We start from the raw sequence: 17936 nt of genomic DNA on the forward strand, positions 1-17936 counted from the left end.
TAATTATGGCAATTGATTTGGAAAATAAACAAGAGTTTCAAAACTCTCAACAGTTATTAAAAGAATTTTCAAACATGAGTCCAAAAGCGACTGATGAAGAAGTAAAAGCAAAATACACAGAATATATGAATGCATATTCTGAAGAATTAGCAAACGCTATTCGTAAAGACATGAAACAAGAACAAGGTGACAATGCGGTATTAAACGCACGTAATGTTAATCGTTTAACTAACGATGAAAAGAAATTCTACAACGCATTAGTCTCAGAAGATCATGTAAACACTGATACTAACTGGAAAGATGGAGAATTATTACCTGAAACAGTTGTTGATCGTATCTTTGAAGATATCGAAACTGAACACCCATTATTGAAACATATCACAATTCAACGCACTGGATTACGTGCACGTGTGATTCGTTCAGTACCCGAAGGTCAAGTTGTTTGGGGTCCAGTGTTCTCAGAAATTAAAGGTCAATTAGAGGCATCATTCTTTGAACAAGACGTGACTTTAGGTAAAGCAACTGCATTTGTTGTAGTACCAAAAGACTTAAAAGATGCAGGCGTACAATGGGTTGACCGTTATGTACGTGCACAAATCAAAGAAGCTTTCGCAGTAGCAATTGAAAAAACTGCTATTCAAGGTTTAGGCGCTGCTAAAAACCAACCAGTAGGATTAATGAATGAAATTAATCGTACAAACGGTGCGGTATCAGAAAAAACTTCTGCAGGCACATTAACATTAGCTGATGCAGAAACATCAATTAAAGAAATTGGTAACATTATCAAAAACTTATCAATTAAAGAATACTATGATAAAGACGGTAATGTTAAACGTTCTAAAGGTGCTAGCGTATTAAATAACGTTGTTATTGCGTTAAACCCTGCAGACTATATCTACACTGGTATTGCATTCATGCAATTACACAATGGTCAATTTGTAAGTCCGGTTCCATTTAACGTGACGTTCGAGCAATCTGAATTTGTACCTCAAGGTAAAGCAGTAGCATTCGATAAAACACGTTATAACTTCTATGCAGGTAGCGAAGTCATCGTACGTGAGTTTGACCAAACACTAGCATTAGAAGATATGGACTTATATACTGCTAAGCAGTTCTTATATGCAGAACCGGACGATAACAAAACTTCATTCGTATATGATGTTGATTTCAGTTCATTCGGTGCGCCTACATCAACTGACGCTGCAGCAACTGAGCCGACAGCATAGGAGGTGTATATAATGGCCAATTATAAAGTGTTAAAAAACTACAACGATAAGCAATTAGAAAAGTCTCTTAAAGCAGGAGACAAAGTAGAAATGACAGTGAAACGTGCAGATGAAGTTGAAAAAACTTTGTCTGCAAATGGTTTTAAAGGACCTTTCTTAGAACGAGTTAGAGAATCGAAGTGATTTAAATGATTACTGATACGCATGTGGAAGAATTCAAAAATCGTAATAGAATTTTTTATGATATCGAAGATGATCGTATTAAAAATGATTTAGGGATGTCTTATGAAGATATCAAAGCAAAATGTGGGGACTTCGATATGGAACAATCCTCATTAGGTCGTGAATTAGTTTATGAACGTACAAGATATGTATTCAACGATAAACTAGAGGAATTCCATAATAATTTTTTATCTAGTATTGTTCAATTTCAAATCATGAACATGGAGGTGTCAGATGATGGCACTACAACGTAATGAATTTGTGACTGGTGGCGACATGAGAACGCCAGTTGCATTTTATAAAGCAACACCGACAGACGATTTTTTTCCTGGTGAAACTGTGGAAGAGGTCGTTTTTAAGTGTTTTGCTAATGTTTATCAACCATCACAGAAAGATTTGGATATGACGAACAATCAAGCTAGTTTAACTATGGTAACGTATCACCCTATTAATATAGAAATTACTGATGATATGTATTTTGAAATTCAACTACCCCAATATAAGAATAAAAAATACAATATTCAACAAGTCTTTGATGATACAGATAACCATAGGAATATTAAGATTATTGGGAAGATTTCAGAATGAGCGTAGACGTTAAAGGTGTTCATCAAATGCTTAGGCAAATTGGCGAAAAGTACGGAGAAGACCAAATGCTTAAAGCTCAAGATAAAGCATTGAACAAAGGCTCTAAATACTTTGTAAGTGTGTTGAAAGCGAATTTTGAAGTGTTCCGTGATACAGGTGAAAGTATTCATGAAGTTTCAGTTACTGACCCTTATTATGTTCACGGGAAAACAAGAATGGTTAAAGTTCACTGGCATGGTTCAATGAATCGATATGCGATTATACATTTAAACGAATGGGGAACAATTAAAAACCCAAACCCAAGAGGTAAAGGTGCAATTGCCAGAACAATGTTTATGACTGAACGACCATTCAGAGAAATTATAAAGAAATCATTGGAAGGAGACTTGTAAATGTTTGATATGTTGAAAACTTTAAAAAAATATCTATTGAACAATGCAACAATTGCTCAACATTGTACAGGTCGAATTCGAGCTTACACATATGATGAGACGGCAGATAGGTCGAATCATTATATATTGATTGACCCTCTTGTCTCCCCACAACCTGAAACCTACGCAAGTGATATTAATTTAACAACCGAATATCTATACCAAATTGATGTTCGTGGTCCTAATTATGATGTGGTTAAACTTCTACAAGAAGAGATCCGTCAAACCTTATGGTCAATAGGATTTAAACAAGTGGATGGAACTGATGAGTATGACACAGATTTAAAACTGTATATGGATGCACGACGCTACCGTGGAAATCCTTATACGATAGATGGTTTAAGACATATAGATAAAAATATTTAAGTGATTAGCCTTTCGTGAGAAACGAAGGGCTATTTTAATGCAAAAATTTAAGGAGGATATTTAAATGGGTAGATATAATGCCGCTACAGGTTTAGGAAAAATGTACTATGCAGTATTACAAGAAGAAAGTGATGGAACAGTTAAAACATCAGGTATTAAAGAAGTAGATTATGTTCAAGAACTTTCTATTGAATTTGGTGAAGAATTAGAAAAAGCTTATGGTTCTAACAAGGTTGCTGAGATTGCAAAATCAGCAGGTGAAACACAATTATCTTTAACTTTCCATAAACTACCAATTGATGTTCAAAAAGACTTATTAGGGTTAATTGAACATGAAACAAATAAAACAGTTTATGGCTTTGGTAAATCAACTGGTATTACTTATACAGCCGTAGCTATCCCACGTACAATGGAAGATGGCTCTCAAGAGTGGTTTGGATTATCAAAAGGTGTATTCACACGACCAAACAAAGAAGGACAAACTAAAGAAGATGGTGTTGAATTCGGTTCAGATGAAATCGAAGGTCAATTCATGGAACGTAAAGTTGATGGATTCGATGAAGAGTTAGCAGTGGTTATGGCTTACGATGACCAAGGCAAAACTGAAGGTCGTGACACGATTTTCAATTCAATCTTCGGTAAAACGTTTGATACAGTTCAAACAACAGCTGAACCTTTAAGTACATCAACATCTTCTGATGACACTACTGCAACTGAACCAACTTCAGATTCAGGCGCGACTGAACCAACAGCATAATTGATTTATAGACGACTTCGGTCGTCTATTTTTGTATACAAAAATAAAAACTAATTATTCGGTCTAAAAAACCCGATGAAAAGGAGAATATAAATTATGGCAGTTAAGAAATTTATTGAATTATACGATGAAAATGGAGAATTAAAAAAATATCATGCACCTGCTTTTATTAAAGGTAGTGTTGCACGTAAAGGTTTCAACTTAGGTAAAGAATTCCAAAAATTAGAACAAGATGGCGGCGAATTTGACGATAACTTACTAGATAAATTATATAGCTTTATCGCAAATGATTTATATGATGGCCAATTCACTGCAGAAGAGTTTGAAGATGGAATTGATGCACGTGAAGTTATCACGGTTGCAATGGAACAATTAGGCGGTATCTTAGGTGACGAGGGAAAGACAACGAAATAGATGACTCTCGTTTAAAGCCCGAAGATTTCACTTATGAAAAACAATCAGAATATCTTGATACGCTTTATAAAGAGTTGATGGAAAATGGTTGGAAAATGCCTGAGATTGACAACACAGATATTTATCAGTTACTTCGCATTATGAATAATAAGAAGAAATCTAAAACGAAGAAAGTTGGTAAGAACGAGAGCCTAATTGGAGCTATAACAGGTAAAGACCCTAGAGCTTCAAGCTAGGCTCTCTTTTTTTATTTCTAAAGAAAGGAGAGTGAGTTGAATGGCAGATGAAATTAAAGGTTTTACGATTGATTTAGGCCTAGATACATCAGATATTGATCGCGGTATGGCCAATTTAAAGCGTAAGTTACAAACTACTGATGCAGAAATGAAAAAGAACCTTTCAAGTTTCGATAAAGCTGAAAAATCAGTAGAAAAATACGAAACTGAAATTGAAGGTCTCAACAAAACACTTACTCAACAAGGTAGAGCGAGTGAACAAGCACAGAAGAAGTTAGATCAGTTAAGACGTGCACAAGAAACCATGTCAGATAAGCTTGAAGAATCGGCACGTAACGCTCAAAAAGCTAAAAAAAGTTATGAGACCTTAGCTGATTCTTATGACAAGTTGAACAATGAGTTGAAAGAACATAAAGCAAACGTAAAATCTGCACAAGAAACACAAAAACAAATGCAGAATACAGTGACAGCATTGAGTGCTAAGATGAAGAATGCTAAAAGCTCTGTCGACAGTTTACAAAATGAATTCAATGAATTAAGTAAGTCAGGTAAAGCAAGCAAACAAGAGCTAACGGCATTAGGTAATCAGTTAACTAAAGCTAAAACGCAATATGCGAGTCTTTCAAAATCTGTAGATAGTGCTAAACGTGATTTAAATGAGTCTAAAATAGCAACGGCTAACGCCAAGAATGAATTACAAAATTTTAGTAAAGCGAATCAACAAGCGATGGCAAGTGCAAAATCTGCAATGGATACAGCTAAAAAAGAAGCGAACGCAGCAGAACAATCTTACGCCAGTTTAAATCGTGAAGTTGGTCAACTACCCGCCAAATTAGACAGAGCCGAAAAAGAAGTTTATCAACAAGCATTGGCTTACAACGTTCTACAAAATAGAATAGATGAAACAACATCAGAAATGCGAGAATTTCATAGAGAACAAACGAAATTCTTTGGCATGGGACCAGCATTAACAGCTATGGGTCAACGTTGGGAAGAAGTCAACGCTAAAATAAATAAGATAGGTAATAGCTTTAGAAACGTTGGTTTTGTTGTTAGAGGTATATCGTTCGGGGGTTTAGTATCTAACATATCTACCATCATACCAGTTGCTGGAAGTGCCGTAAGTGCTTTATCTGGTATTGGTGGCGCTGCAACTGCTGCTGCAGGTGGTGCTATTGGGCTTGGTGGTGCTTATGGTGTAGCACTAGGTGCAGTAACGGCATTTAGTGGCCAAGCTACAACCGCGTTGAAAATGCTTGAAGATGGTGAATTGAGAGCAACTGCAGAAGTTAGAAATTACCAGTCAGTTTTAAGTAGTTTGCAAAATCAATGGAAAGGTTTAGTGCAAGCTAATCAAGCAGATATCTTTAATACTATGGCTAATGGTATAAATATCGCTAAGATTGCGTTGACAAGACTTACACCATTCATTTCAAAAACCACAAGTCAAATAGCGCAAGCATCTGCTAGAATGCGTGATTGGGTTAACTCATCTAATAATGCAAACAATGCATTCAAACTCATTAATAATATAGGTCCGCCGATATTCCAAAACTTATTAAATGCAGCAATGAAAGTGGGAGACGGTATTACCCACATGTTTACACAGTTTGGACCATTATTTACATGGACAGGTAAAGGTATTGAAAGTCTAGCTAATAAATTTAATGCTTGGGCAAATAGCACAAGTACAGATAAAGGTATAGCTCAATTCATTCAATACACTAAAACGAACTTGCCAATTGTAGGTCAAATTTTTGGTAATGTGTTTAGTGGTATTATCAGTCTGTTTAGTGCTTTTAGTGGTCATTCACATAACGTACTAGTAGGCATGCAAGGTGTGACACAATCGTTTAAAGATTGGGCGGCGAACTTAAAGAACACAGAAGGCTTTAAAAACTTCTTGAAATACTTAGAGACGAACGGACCTATTGTATGGCAATTACTTAAGAATATTGGATCCATTATTGTAGGGTTAATTAAGGGAATGGCACCAGTTGGCGCAGTAATGTTAAGAATAACTACTGCATTGACAGGCTTTATCGCTAAAGGTGCTACGGCTAATAACACAATGGGACTAATGACAGGTATCTTAACAGCAGTGGGTGGTGCACTGGCTGCAATTCTTCCAATGTGGGGAGTATATAGAACAGTAGTTGGTGGTGCCTCGTTAGTAACAGGTGCATATAATGCTATAGTAAATGTAACGAAAACTTCGATGGCTATTTGGACAGGTGTTACACGAGCTCTTGCATTAGCACAAATATTAAATGCTAGGAACACTTCATTAGCAACCATAATGACAGGTAAATATTCTATTGCTACAAAAATGGCAGCTATAGCAACACGCGGATTAGGTTTAGCCATTAGGTTTATGACTGGTCCAATCGGTATAGTTATTACTGCTATTAGTGCTTTAGTTGCAGGTATTATATATCTATGGAAAAATAATGAAACTTTTCGTAATTTCGTTATCTCTGCTTGGAATGCCATAAAAAATACTGCTATATCTGTGTTTGGATTCCTTAAACCTTACATCATCGGTATTTGGAACGGAATTAAAACGGCATCAATGATTATATGGGGATTAATGAAAACATCAGCCACATTAGCATGGAATGCTATTAAAATGGCCGTACTACATCCAATTCAATCATTAAAACTAGTTATCACTGCAGTATGGAATGCCATTAAAATGGGCGCAGTGCTTGCATGGACAGGCATCAAGACTGCGGTTATGTTAATAATTCAAGGTTGGCTTACTGCCGTTAAAATTTACTTCGGTATGTGGAAGACAGTCATCACTGCAGTGTGGAATGGTATTAAGTATGTATCAATTGCGATTTGGAATGCCATTAAAAATGGTGTAATGGCGATTATTAGAGTTTGGTTCACTATGATGAAAGCGTCCTTTGCCATGTGGAAAGCCGTAATTACTTCGGTATGGAATTCAATTAAAACTGTTTCAATAGCAATATGGAACTCTATTAAGAACAGTGTATTAGCTATTATTCGAGCTTTCATTGCAGGAGCAAAAGCCATAATTGGCGGTTTAAAGGCATTTGTTACAAGCGCTTGGAATGTCATTAAAAGTGTCTCAATTCGAATATGGAATACTATAAAAAACAGTGTGATTGGAGCAATTCGAGCACTTTCAAATGGTGTTCGTAAAATCATTGGCGCTTTAAGAAGTTGGATTATAGCAGCGTGGAATTACATTAAGAATAAAGTCGTTGCATTGGCAAAAGCATTAGGTGCAGGAGTAAAAAGAGCTTTCACAAGTTTATCAGGTATAGTTAAAAAGATATTTACTGGTATTCGAAACTTTACAGTCAAAGTATGGACTTATATTAAGAATAAGGTTATTGCTTTAGCAAAAGGCCTTTATAATGGTGTAAAACGTGCTTTTACTGGTACATGGAACTTTGTAAAACGCGTATTTAATAATATAAAGAACTTTTCTGTAAAAGTATGGAATTATATTAAAAATAAAGTAGTTAGTTTAACCAAAGGATTATATAACGGTGTCAAACGTAACTTTACATCAACTTGGAATATCACTAAATCAATTTTTGGTAAACTACGTGGTTGGCTTACTAAGACTTGGAAAAATATCAAAAATTCTGTGGTTAATTACGCTAAAAATCTTTGGAGTGGCGTAAAAAATACATGGAACCGCTTAAAAAGTGGTACAAGTAGCACATTCAGTAGAGTGAAAAGTGATACGATTTCTAAATGGAAAGGTATCAAAAATTCTGTTACTGGTCTTGCAAAAAGTTTATGGAGCAGTGTTAGAAATACATTTAGAAATATGGCAAGTGGATTAAAAACATTGATTGGTAGAATCAAAGGTCATATCGGTGGTATGGTCAGTGGAGTTAAAGGCGGATTAAACAAATTAATCAAAGGTGTTAACTGGGTAGCCGGTAAATTGAGTATGGATAAATTACCATATATCAAGTTACACACTGGTACGACTTCAACCCATACACAAAATGTTGTAACTAACGGGAAAATAAACAGAGATACTCTTGCTACTGTTGGAGACAAAGGACGTGGAAATGGTCCAGGTGGTTTCCGTCATGAAATGATTCGTTATCCTAATGGAAAAACTGCAATCACACCTAATCGAGATACTACAGCTTATTTACCTAAAGGTAGTTCAGTATTAAATGGTAAACAGACACACTCTATATTAAAAAATAATCCTCAATTCTCAACTGGAACATTACCACGTTTTGCAAATGGCACAGGTTTCAACTTGCTTGGCGGAGGCAAGAAGCCTAAAAAACACAAGCACGGAGAAAATGTAGTTGGTGATGTTATAGGGAATGCTAAAAAAACTGCAGGTAACGTTGGTAAACAAGCCAGTGCTATTACAGGTAAGGTTGTTAAAAGCGGGAAAGCTATTGTAGATAAAACACTAGAAACTGCAGGTAAAGGTAAAGACTGGCTTAAAAAATCTGTAGGTGATGTGTTGGACTACATAGAACATCCAGGGAAATTACTTAATAAAGTCCTTCAAGGTTTTGGTATTAGTAAGGATAGTTTCGGTATAAGTAAGGCCGCCGAACTACCATACAATATGATGACTGGTATGTTTAAAAAACTTAAAGAAGCTGCTACTAAAAAAATCGGAGAATGGTTAGAAGAAAGTGGTGGGGGCGACGGTGGTTACATTGACTTATCCAAAGGCATCAACTTTGGATTTGCAAGAACTGCTGCTGAAGCTGCAAGAGCAGGTTACCCATTCCCTCGACCGCATCACGGTTTAGATATTAACTATAAACATGACAAAGTCTACTCAACGATGTCAGGTACAGCTAAAACTTTTAGAGGTTGGAGTGGTGGTTTTGGAAACCACGTAGAAATTACGAACGGTAGTTTAAAATCTATTTATGGACATCTACATAAACTAGCGTTTAATGGAACTAAAAAAGTGAGACCAGGTACCTATTTGGGTATTTCTGGTGGTGATCCTGGCGAAGATGGAGCAGGTGCGGGTAGCTCCACCGGGCTTCATTTACACTATGAAATGCAACGAAATGGTGTACCATTTGACCCTACAAGTTGGTTGAAGAAACACAATGGTGGCGGTGGAGGTCAAAATAAAGCTGCATCAAAATGGCGTGGAGATATTCGACGTGCTGCTAAACGCATGAAAGTAAATCTTTCAGGAAGAGAATTGAATGGTATCATAGCTCAAATTCAACGTGAGTCAAATGGTAATGCAGGTGTTACTCAAGGTAATATTGGTGATATAAACAACTTACGTGGTACACCTGCACAAGGATTACTTCAATATGTGCCTAGTACATTCAGAAGTTATGCAGTAAGAGGTCATAAAAATATCAAAAATGGTTATGATCAATTATTAGCATTCTTCAATAACTCAAATTGGCGTCGAGATTTACCTTACGGACGTTCTGGTTGGGGGCCATCAGGTCATCGAAGATTTGCAACAGGTGGATTGATTAAGGATTCAGGTTGGTACAATATCGCAGAAGGTGGATACCCTGAATGGGTAATCCCAACAGATCCAAATCGTCGCACAGACGCTATGAAATTACTAGCACTTGCTGCTAAAGACATTCAAGGTTCTAAGACAAAAGGTAATAAACGTCCTAGTGCATTTAGTAGTAAAAGTGTACAAACTAATAACAACGATACTGAATTATTACTCAAAATGATTGAGGGACAACAACAACAGATTTCACTATTAATGCAACTTGCACGTAGCAATCAAGACATTGCAGACAAAGATTTTGAACCTGTCATTGATCAGTTTGCGAACGAAAAACAAATTTTTAAAGGTATTGATAAATACGAAAGACAGAAATCAAGAAAAGCAAAATTTAAACCAGTGGGAGGTTAGATAATGCTTGATACAATAAAGGTAAATGATAAAACACTTCCATGGTTGATTGTTGAAAGAGGGTTTGAAATACCCTCTTTTAATTTTGCTATTGAAAGTGAAGAAATAGCTGGGAGACCAGGAAGCATTGTAAAAAGTAGAAATTTAAAAGAATATCGTTTTGAATTACCTCTTATCATACGTAATGATTATTTATCGCATGGAGGCATGAAAAAGTTAGACGATGTATTAAATGAAGTCGTACGATTTTTCAATTATGATGAACCAGTTAAGTTACAGTTCACGTCTCAAGATTGGTATTGGAATGCATATATAGAAGGACCCATCGAATTAGACAAAGACCGTATCGGTTTTTGGTCTTTTAAAATAAATGTTGTTTTAGCAGACCCTTACAAATACGCCGTTGAAGGCACCAAAAACACTGCTATTTCAGACCAAGTCAGTGTGGTTAGTACAGGAACTGCAGATAGTCCAGTAATTGTGCAAGCAACTGCATTACGAAATGCAAGTTACTATATGATTACTAAAAACGATGAAGATTACTTCATGATTGGCGACGATGACTTGGATAAACCAGTAGAAGATTACTCTCCAATTCTTTGGAATAATGAAATGCGAGCTTTTACAGGTTGGGGAAAACAATCAGGAAGCACCATCAATGATAACTACACAGGTGGTACCAATGGCGGTAGTTTTGAAATGAGTTCATCAAACGATGCATTTAAATTAAAACAAGATAGTATCACATCGACAACAGGTTGGAATGGCGCAGAATATAAGCATAGCTTTGGTAAGTCTGCACAAGATTTTGTTTCCACTTGTAAAATTCATGTGAATCAAAAGAATAAAGGTTCTACACATTTTGCTCAATACTTATACGATACAGATAATCGCTTAATTGCAAGTATCGGCTACCGAAATGCTAGAGCAAACCAAGCAATTGGAAGTATTGTAATTACACTATTTGACCAGTTAGGTCAACAGAAAAAGATATACGAATATACGAACTCTCCTATGTTTTATAAATGGGATGACATCGTCATATACATGCGATTAGAACGTGTAGGTACAACCTTTAAAATCAAAACATGGAAATATAAAGAACTCGATTATCCTAAACGTGTGATTCCAGTCGATGTAAACGAAAAACAATGGGAAGATAGTGGGAAGTTTTACCAACGACCTATCGCAGCAGTAAGTGTTTATATCGCAAAGAATGGTAATTATAATCACATGCCTACGTACGTTTTAGGTAGTTACACTCATGAGAAGTTACCTAAACCACCTAAAGCACGTGACATGATAATCAAAAAAGGTGATGTGATTAACATTAATACACAAGATAAAACTGTGACGATTAATGAAGATCCGTCACTTGATTTAAAAACATTTGGTAGTGATTTCTTTAATATCAATAGTGGTTATAACGAATGTATCATCTATCCAGAAAAAACTTTTGATACTACCGTTTATTGGCAAGATAGATATTTATAAGGAGGTGACGAATTGAAACATACAGGCATTCATATTTTAGATTTTAATGACAAAATTATTGATTATATTAGTCGTGATGACGGCGCATTATTAAATGCAGTGATGAGTAACAACGCCGAAGAAAAATCAGAAACATTCGATTTCACAATGTTAAATGATCGTGCTGAACATTTGCGTGAACGTAATCGTATTATTGCACAAGATAATAATGGTGTTTATCGTGAGTTCATTATTTCTCATGTGGTAGATAACTTTGATGGTACAACTGATGTAGAAAGTAATGCATCATATTTAGAAGATATCGATAAATCACGTCCAATTAAACCTGGGAAATATAGTTCGTATAGCACGTCTCAAGCATTGAATGAGACGCTACGTAATACTGGTTGGGAAATGTCAGATGACACTGAACATGGTGGTATGAGAACAACATCATGGACTTCTTATTCAACACCATATGAAGTGATCAACATGTTATGCACAACATACGGTATGGTGGCAGAATACTATATAGAACTTGGTTCTCATACAGTAGAACATAGATATGTAACATTAAAGAAACCAGTTAGTCTATTTAAAGGTAAAGAAATTACTAAAGGTAAAGACTTAACAGGAATGACACGTACCGTTGATATGTCAGAAGTACGGACTGCATTATATGCGATTGGTCCTGAAAACGACACTGGACAACGATTAGAAAAAATAGTTACAGATGATGACGCTCAGGCACAGTTTGGATTGCCTGGGCGTTACTTATGGAGTGTATACGAGCCTGAATCAGACGATAGTAATATGACTGATAAGCGTTTAACCACACTTGCTAAAACCGAACTTAACAAACGTAATAAATCGGCAATCAGTTATGAAATAACTTCTACAGATATACACAAACACTATCCAGAAATGGTTGTATCTCTGCACGACACAGTACGTATTAAAGATAGAGATTTCAGACCACCGCTTTATATAGAAGCAGAAGTCATTGGCGTTGATTACAACTTACTCACTGATGAAAGTAACTATAAATTCGGCAACGTAGTTGAATATGAAGAAAATAACCTAAGAGATATATTCAATAAAAAACTTGCCGATATAAGTAAGAAATTGAATGATAACGTAACGAATATCAATACTATTGTGAATGATGTAGTTGCAGGCCAATTAGAATACTTTGAACGTAAGATATTTAAACAAGATACGCCACCGGAAAATCCGGTTAACGATATGCTTTGGTACGATACGAGCAATCCTAATGTTGCAGTGTTACGTCGTTACTGGAATGGTGAATGGTTAAATGAAACTGTAGATGATGTTGAGAAAATCGGAGGTATCACGAGAGAGAAAGCGCTACTAAGTGAATTACAAAACACATTTGCCAACCTTTCAATTCAACATAGTAAGATATTGAATGATACAAACGAAGTATTAAACAGTGAATACTTGGTTGATACAGATCTTAAAAACAAACTTCAAACTGAAATTAATAATATTGATGAAATCTACCTAAGTATTCAAAATGATTTAAACGCTATGACTCCAGATACTGCTACTATTGGTGCTTTAATAGATGTTCAAAGTCAATTTAGTTCCTATAGACAAAAGTTACAAGATTTATATAAAGCTATGCGTGACGCTCAAGTTTCGGCAGATAAACGATTGCAGTTACTTCAATCCCAATATACTGATGAGAAATTTAATGACGCATTGAATAAAGTGGCTACTAAGTTTGGGTTAACTATTGATGAAAACAACAATATGGTCGGCACACCAGACGTTATAGAGAAAGCCGTTCAAGCTTCACGTGAGGATACAGAAGAACAGTTGAAAAGTTATGTAAAAAGCATAGATTATCAAACTGATAAAAACGGTATTGTTCAACGGCTGGATAGTGCCGATAGTGAAAGATTACAATTAAGCAATCAAATTAGCGATAAAGTGAGTTTAAGTGAGTATCGTAATTTAAAAGTAGGCGGAAGAAACTATTTAGCAAATGACAATGTAGAATTTGGTACTTTCTTTTCATCAACAGGTGATCCGGCAGGTACACCAACAACTAGAGTAAGAAATATAAATTTCATACCTATCACTGCACTTGATAATTACATTATGAAAATCAACAAACCTATAGCTAATAAAACATTACAGGTGTCTATTTATCAGTATGATGCGAATAATGCATTAATTAAAAGTAGTGGTTTTTCAACACTATCAGATACACTGAATTACAACTTTGATACCGGTGTGGAAAAAATTAAAATGTTATTCAGATATTCTGATAACACGGATATGACATTAGATGATATCAGAAATGCAAAAATTAAGTTTGAAAAAGGTACTATTCCGACTGATTATGATATAGCACCGGAAGAAACAGATACCAAACTTACCAATATGAATACTTCTATCAGTCAAAACGGTAAAGATATACAACAACGTGCTACAAAAGAAGAACTCAACTCTAGTAAGAAAACATTATCTAAAGTAATATCGGACTTCACAAACAATGTTGCTACAGGTATGACATTCACATACGACGAAAATGGCGCAATTCAATTAATGAATATTGGTAGTGACGGTATTAAGTTGAAAGGTGATAAAGTTGATATCACAGTTAACAAAGATTTTAATGTAGTCACTCAAAATTTAAATAATAAAGTGGGTAAAGATGAAGTTGTCAATAGACTTAACTTATCTAATGAGGGATTAGATATTAACGTCAATAAACTAGGTATTGTCGGCGGGGATTCAACGAATAATTTAACGATTAGAAATAATCAAATTTTATCTAGAGGAAAGTATTCTCGAACATGGTCAGGTGTTACGGATACACCAAATGCAACCGTAGGGATTCGTAACGGTTATATTATGAGTTCAAATGAAGATACGGGTTATAACCTGTATATGACAGAAAAAGGTTTATCCACAATGATGAGTGGTGGATTAGGTTCCGAACAAGCGGGTGCTTTAGAATTTCATTATGATTTAATGAATGATAAATCACGAGGTGTAAGATTAAGTTCAACCTACGGTGTTGTATTCTTACAAGCTGAACAAAGTCGTATATATACTAGATCACGTTTTACAACCAATATAGAAACATGGGAAGGCTCTATCTATTTAAGACCATGGGCAGGCGGTCGTGTTGGAGCTAACGAATTTTCATTCTATATAAAACAAAACGACACGCCGCAATTTACTGACGGTGTTTTACTATTCGGAGAAATAAGTAACGAAACAAACATACCTGGATACGGTAATGCAGGTTCTGGTATTAGATTTAGGAAAGCTGGTATGCCAACAGAAACATATGGCGATTATGAGCCTATTGTATATGCTACAAATAATGCAGGAGATATTGGTAGTGGTAGTTTTTATGGAAATAGACTGTACGGTGATTGGACAACAAAAACAGATAACTTATACGCATGTGTTAACAACAAGTTAAGAATCACAGACATCAAAGGTTACAATAGCGGTAATACTAATTATAAAGATTTGCAGTGTAAAGATATTCAAGCTAATACTATACGTGTTAACACTGGTAATAACTTTTATCTAGGTGTTTCTACAGGTGAATTACGAGTAACTAATAACTTAATGTATAACGGTGGAGATATTGGATATAAACCAGTTGTAGCAAGTGACTTTGTAAAAGCTTCAAGAGCTGAGTATAAAAAAGACATTTCACTTTGGAAAACAGATGCTTTAAGAACTATCGCAGAAGATTTAGATTTATATAGTTATAAATATAAAGAGGATGAACAAGAAATAATTCATCATGGTCCAGTAATTGGAGATGATTATAAAACGCCAAATGTTTTTGTAACAGGTGATGGTATAAATACCAATGAATTATTAACTTATGCTTTAAAAGCTATTCAACAATTAAATGAAAAAGTTGAGAAATTGGAGGAACAAATCAATGGAAAATAATAATCAAGGATTACAAGCTAATCCACAACTAACAATTAACTATCTTACACAGGAAGTAGCAAGACTAACACAAGAAAATGCAATGCTAAAAGCAATCATACAAGAACAAAATTCAGAAAGTGCCGAAGAAGAGTAATCTTTGGCACTATTTTTATACAAAAAAATTAGGAGGAATTTATCATGGCAAACGAAGTAGTAAATAGAAAAGAAAATTATATTTTGGTACAGGTATCACCAGAAGGAGAAGAGGCAGTTTTAAATCTAGACTATAGAGGTCAATTTTCTTTTACGCCAATTCCATCACAAGCTTATAAGATTGATGATTTAAATAAAGCACAGAAGTTAGCTTCAAGATTAAGCGAATTAAACCAGATGAATTATGAGTTTGGCATCGTTACAAGATTATATGTAGTTAAAGTAGCGAAACAAATTGTTGATGTTACTTATACTGATACAGATGTAGTAGAATAGGAGTGGCTTTATGAAAAAAACTTACTTTGATTACATCCATAAAGTTATTCTGTATATGGGTACAGGACTGTTGATGTTCGAAAGAGGTTTCTTTTGGACAAAAGAACAAGGAGCTGTTTTAGGAGATTCACAATTCTATATAGCGCTTCACAACATCATGCCTATATGGATATGGGGAACATTAGGCATGATTTTTAGCTTAATGCTAATTATTGCACCTTTTTTCTTACCTAAACATCAAATCAATAATACATTTAACTACTTAATTATGATTGGTGGCGCAGGTAATGGTTTGTTCTACTTCTTAATGACATCTGCAAGTATATTTCATGCTATTAATTGGCTTAGTCCACTGCAGTTTTCCACACTCGCAGTGCTAAATTTTATAATTTGTGTGCTTGGAGTGATCGGCATTGTCCGAAAACGATGAAAAATATGTATTACGTCATGAGTGGGAGCGTAATACAGGTAAAATTTATGAACGAATTAATGAGAATGACAGGAAACAAAAAGAGGCAATTAATAGTTTGAACAATAAAGTGGACAAGCAAACGTTAATACAAGAACAAACCTATGAATCACAGAAGAAACAAGAAAGTCATTTAGAAAAAATCAGTGATAAAATGACCGGTTTTGTATCAGAAGTGAATGATTTAAGGTATGAAGTTAAAGGTCATGACGAACAATTAAAAAGTTTCAGTCAAATATTAACTAAGAAACAAACATTTAATGTAGGTATAGCGACCGCAATAGTTGGTGGTGTGTTTAGTTTACTCACTGCTGCAGTTGGATTGGCACCTATATTATTTAAGTAAAGTCGGCGCAACGCGTCGGCTTTTTTATTTTAAGGAGTTGAAGTAATGGAAAATGTACTAAATTTAAATGATTCGAACGATGGCAACCGTATAAAGCAGGGCGACCTATCACACATGAGATACATCTTAACTGACGCTAATAGTGACGATTTAAACATTAACGGTAAACCTGCAAAAGTTTATTTAACTGATGTGACAGGTGTCAAATACACCTACGATACGACGGTTAAGCAATCAGACAATGCATATGTGTGCGATGTAGTGATCAATCAAATCATACCGGCAGGCACGTATACATTAGAAATATGGGTCGATAATCGCTATGTTTTCCCATCAGACACAAAAACCAAGATTCAAGTGACTGAAAGTGTCATTGGTCGTCAGATAGTTAATGTAGAAACGCATAATTTGTGGGATGACATTCTAGCTTATGGCATTCAAAATGGCATGATTAAACAAGACAGTGGTTCTGACTTCGTTATAGGTAATCAACCACCAACAGACAAAAATAAAATTTGGATAGATACGGGAGTGAGTGAATAATGACTGAAGTTAAAAATGGTGTATTGAAGTATTATGATGATAAAACAGAAAATTGGGTCGTAGTTGAAACAGAGCCAATCGCAGAGAAAGTCGTAGAAATTATGCGTGATGATTGGTTATCACATAAAGGACAACTTGAATGTTGGTTGTTGAAATACACAACAGAAGATGACCCGAATTTACCAGAACCAATATATGTAGCTTTATTTGTCGATAGTGAATCAGTTAAAAACTATGACAGAGATACATTAGAATATTTCTTTAAGGATTATATTAATAATTTATCAAACAAGAAAAATTTCAAACTAAACAACTTTATTAAGGAAATGGAAGATACAAAAGTGGTTTTACCACAACAATTCAATGTAGAAATTAACATGCACATTAATGATCCAGAAACAGAAGTATTGTTAAAAGAACATAATAATATCACTGATAATCCAGATGTTACTGATGTGTTAATAAATAACACAGGTTCACTCACTGCAAGCTACATTTACAACGGTCATGCAATTCCAGAAAAGCAATACACATTCAAAGCTAACCAGTAACGGTTGGCTTTTTA

Annotated in this window: 18 protein-coding genes; all 18 read left to right on the forward strand. The window is 35.1% G+C overall.

The annotated features are described in order from the left end of the window. Positions 1-5 precede the first annotated feature (5 nt). The gene (locus AC2D8K_RS06295; protein WP_243590368.1) at positions 6-1226 is read left to right on the forward strand and encodes a phage major capsid protein; all 1221 of its coding nucleotides are present in this window, start codon (positions 6-8) and stop codon (positions 1224-1226) included. A 12-nt stretch (positions 1227-1238) separates the two neighbouring features. Continuing rightward, positions 1239-1409 carry a hypothetical protein gene (locus tag AC2D8K_RS06300; RefSeq protein ID WP_002452335.1) on the forward strand — a complete coding sequence of 57 codons (171 nt, stop codon included), beginning with the start codon at positions 1239-1241 and terminating at the stop codon, positions 1407-1409. 23 nt (positions 1410-1432) lie between these two features. Beyond that, positions 1433-1702: a hypothetical protein gene (locus AC2D8K_RS06305; protein ID WP_454340427.1), complete on the forward strand. Its 270-nt coding sequence runs from the start codon at positions 1433-1435 to the stop codon at positions 1700-1702. Next, positions 1686-2036 (forward strand): phage head-tail adapter protein, encoded by a 351-nt coding sequence (locus AC2D8K_RS06310; RefSeq protein ID WP_124224504.1) that lies wholly within the window; start codon positions 1686-1688, stop codon positions 2034-2036. Before AC2D8K_RS06305 ends, AC2D8K_RS06310 begins: the two co-directional genes overlap by 17 nt. After that, a complete protein-coding gene (locus AC2D8K_RS06315; RefSeq protein ID WP_049423793.1) occupies positions 2033-2428 on the forward strand; it encodes a hypothetical protein in 396 nt (131 codons plus the stop codon). Before AC2D8K_RS06310 ends, AC2D8K_RS06315 begins: the two co-directional genes overlap by 4 nt. Beyond that, positions 2429-2833: a hypothetical protein gene (locus AC2D8K_RS06320; protein WP_002452339.1), complete on the forward strand. Its 405-nt coding sequence runs from the start codon at positions 2429-2431 to the stop codon at positions 2831-2833. Between the two features lie 64 nt (positions 2834-2897). Next, the gene (locus AC2D8K_RS06325; RefSeq protein ID WP_243590365.1) at positions 2898-3590 is read left to right on the forward strand and encodes a major tail protein; all 693 of its coding nucleotides are present in this window, start codon (positions 2898-2900) and stop codon (positions 3588-3590) included. 96 nt (positions 3591-3686) lie between these two features. Then, the gene (gene gpG / locus AC2D8K_RS06330; RefSeq protein ID WP_002452341.1) at positions 3687-4004 is read left to right on the forward strand and encodes a phage tail assembly chaperone G; all 318 of its coding nucleotides are present in this window, start codon (positions 3687-3689) and stop codon (positions 4002-4004) included. Beyond that, the gene (locus AC2D8K_RS06335; protein WP_201454198.1) at positions 4001-4240 is read left to right on the forward strand and encodes a UPF0158 family protein; all 240 of its coding nucleotides are present in this window, start codon (positions 4001-4003) and stop codon (positions 4238-4240) included. The genes gpG and AC2D8K_RS06335 overlap by 4 nt, the downstream gene beginning before the upstream one ends. Before the next feature lie 40 nt (positions 4241-4280). Next, the gene (locus AC2D8K_RS06340; protein ID WP_484698258.1) at positions 4281-10115 is read left to right on the forward strand and encodes a peptidoglycan DD-metalloendopeptidase family protein; all 5835 of its coding nucleotides are present in this window, start codon (positions 4281-4283) and stop codon (positions 10113-10115) included. Between the two features lie 3 nt (positions 10116-10118). Next, the gene (locus AC2D8K_RS06345; protein WP_484698259.1) at positions 10119-11609 is read left to right on the forward strand and encodes a phage distal tail protein; all 1491 of its coding nucleotides are present in this window, start codon (positions 10119-10121) and stop codon (positions 11607-11609) included. Positions 11610-11621: 12 nt separating this feature from the next. After that, positions 11622-15542 carry a phage tail spike protein gene (locus tag AC2D8K_RS06350; protein WP_484698261.1) on the forward strand — a complete coding sequence of 1307 codons (3921 nt, stop codon included), beginning with the start codon at positions 11622-11624 and terminating at the stop codon, positions 15540-15542. Continuing rightward, complete coding sequence (locus AC2D8K_RS06355) at positions 15532-15678, forward strand: hypothetical protein (RefSeq protein ID WP_002452346.1); 147 nt, start codon at positions 15532-15534, stop codon at positions 15676-15678. Before AC2D8K_RS06350 ends, AC2D8K_RS06355 begins: the two co-directional genes overlap by 11 nt. 44 nt (positions 15679-15722) lie before the next feature. After that, complete coding sequence (locus AC2D8K_RS06360; protein ID WP_484698263.1) at positions 15723-16013, forward strand: hypothetical protein; 291 nt, start codon at positions 15723-15725, stop codon at positions 16011-16013. A gap of 10 nt (positions 16014-16023) precedes the next feature. Continuing rightward, positions 16024-16443 carry a hypothetical protein gene (locus AC2D8K_RS06365; RefSeq protein ID WP_454340422.1) on the forward strand — a complete coding sequence of 140 codons (420 nt, stop codon included), beginning with the start codon at positions 16024-16026 and terminating at the stop codon, positions 16441-16443. After that, positions 16427-16828, forward strand: coding sequence for a hypothetical protein (locus AC2D8K_RS06370; RefSeq protein WP_454340421.1), 402 nt, complete (start codon positions 16427-16429; stop codon positions 16826-16828). The genes AC2D8K_RS06365 and AC2D8K_RS06370 overlap by 17 nt, the downstream gene beginning before the upstream one ends. Before the next feature lie 45 nt (positions 16829-16873). Then, positions 16874-17371, forward strand: a complete 498-nt coding sequence (locus AC2D8K_RS06375; RefSeq protein ID WP_484698264.1) for a hypothetical protein — start codon at positions 16874-16876, stop codon at positions 17369-17371. Continuing rightward, positions 17371-17922 carry a hypothetical protein gene (locus tag AC2D8K_RS06380; RefSeq protein WP_484698266.1) on the forward strand — a complete coding sequence of 184 codons (552 nt, stop codon included), beginning with the start codon at positions 17371-17373 and terminating at the stop codon, positions 17920-17922. The genes AC2D8K_RS06375 and AC2D8K_RS06380 overlap by 1 nt, the downstream gene beginning before the upstream one ends. The last annotated feature ends 14 nt before the right edge of the window (positions 17923-17936 follow it).

It is taken from the genome of Staphylococcus sp. 510, assembly GCF_057219715.1.

Coding starts and splice junctions, on each gene's coding strand:
- AC2D8K_RS06375 (WP_484698264.1), top strand. CDS start 16,874: ATGGAAAATGTACTAAATTTAAATGATTCGAACGATGGCAACCGTATA.
- AC2D8K_RS06360 (WP_484698263.1), top strand. CDS start 15,723: ATGGCAAACGAAGTAGTAAATAGAAAAGAAAATTATATTTTGGTACAG.
- AC2D8K_RS06310 (WP_124224504.1), top strand. CDS start 1,686: ATGGCACTACAACGTAATGAATTTGTGACTGGTGGCGACATGAGAACG.
- AC2D8K_RS06295 (WP_243590368.1), top strand. CDS start 6: ATGGCAATTGATTTGGAAAATAAACAAGAGTTTCAAAACTCTCAACAG.
- AC2D8K_RS06315 (WP_049423793.1), top strand. CDS start 2,033: ATGAGCGTAGACGTTAAAGGTGTTCATCAAATGCTTAGGCAAATTGGC.
- AC2D8K_RS06320 (WP_002452339.1), top strand. CDS start 2,429: ATGTTTGATATGTTGAAAACTTTAAAAAAATATCTATTGAACAATGCA.
- AC2D8K_RS06300 (WP_002452335.1), top strand. CDS start 1,239: ATGGCCAATTATAAAGTGTTAAAAAACTACAACGATAAGCAATTAGAA.
- AC2D8K_RS06355 (WP_002452346.1), top strand. CDS start 15,532: ATGGAAAATAATAATCAAGGATTACAAGCTAATCCACAACTAACAATT.
- AC2D8K_RS06365 (WP_454340422.1), top strand. CDS start 16,024: ATGAAAAAAACTTACTTTGATTACATCCATAAAGTTATTCTGTATATG.
- AC2D8K_RS06345 (WP_484698259.1), top strand. CDS start 10,119: ATGCTTGATACAATAAAGGTAAATGATAAAACACTTCCATGGTTGATT.
- AC2D8K_RS06380 (WP_484698266.1), top strand. CDS start 17,371: ATGACTGAAGTTAAAAATGGTGTATTGAAGTATTATGATGATAAAACA.
- gpG (WP_002452341.1), top strand. CDS start 3,687: ATGGCAGTTAAGAAATTTATTGAATTATACGATGAAAATGGAGAATTA.
- AC2D8K_RS06340 (WP_484698258.1), top strand. CDS start 4,281: ATGGCAGATGAAATTAAAGGTTTTACGATTGATTTAGGCCTAGATACA.
- AC2D8K_RS06325 (WP_243590365.1), top strand. CDS start 2,898: ATGGGTAGATATAATGCCGCTACAGGTTTAGGAAAAATGTACTATGCA.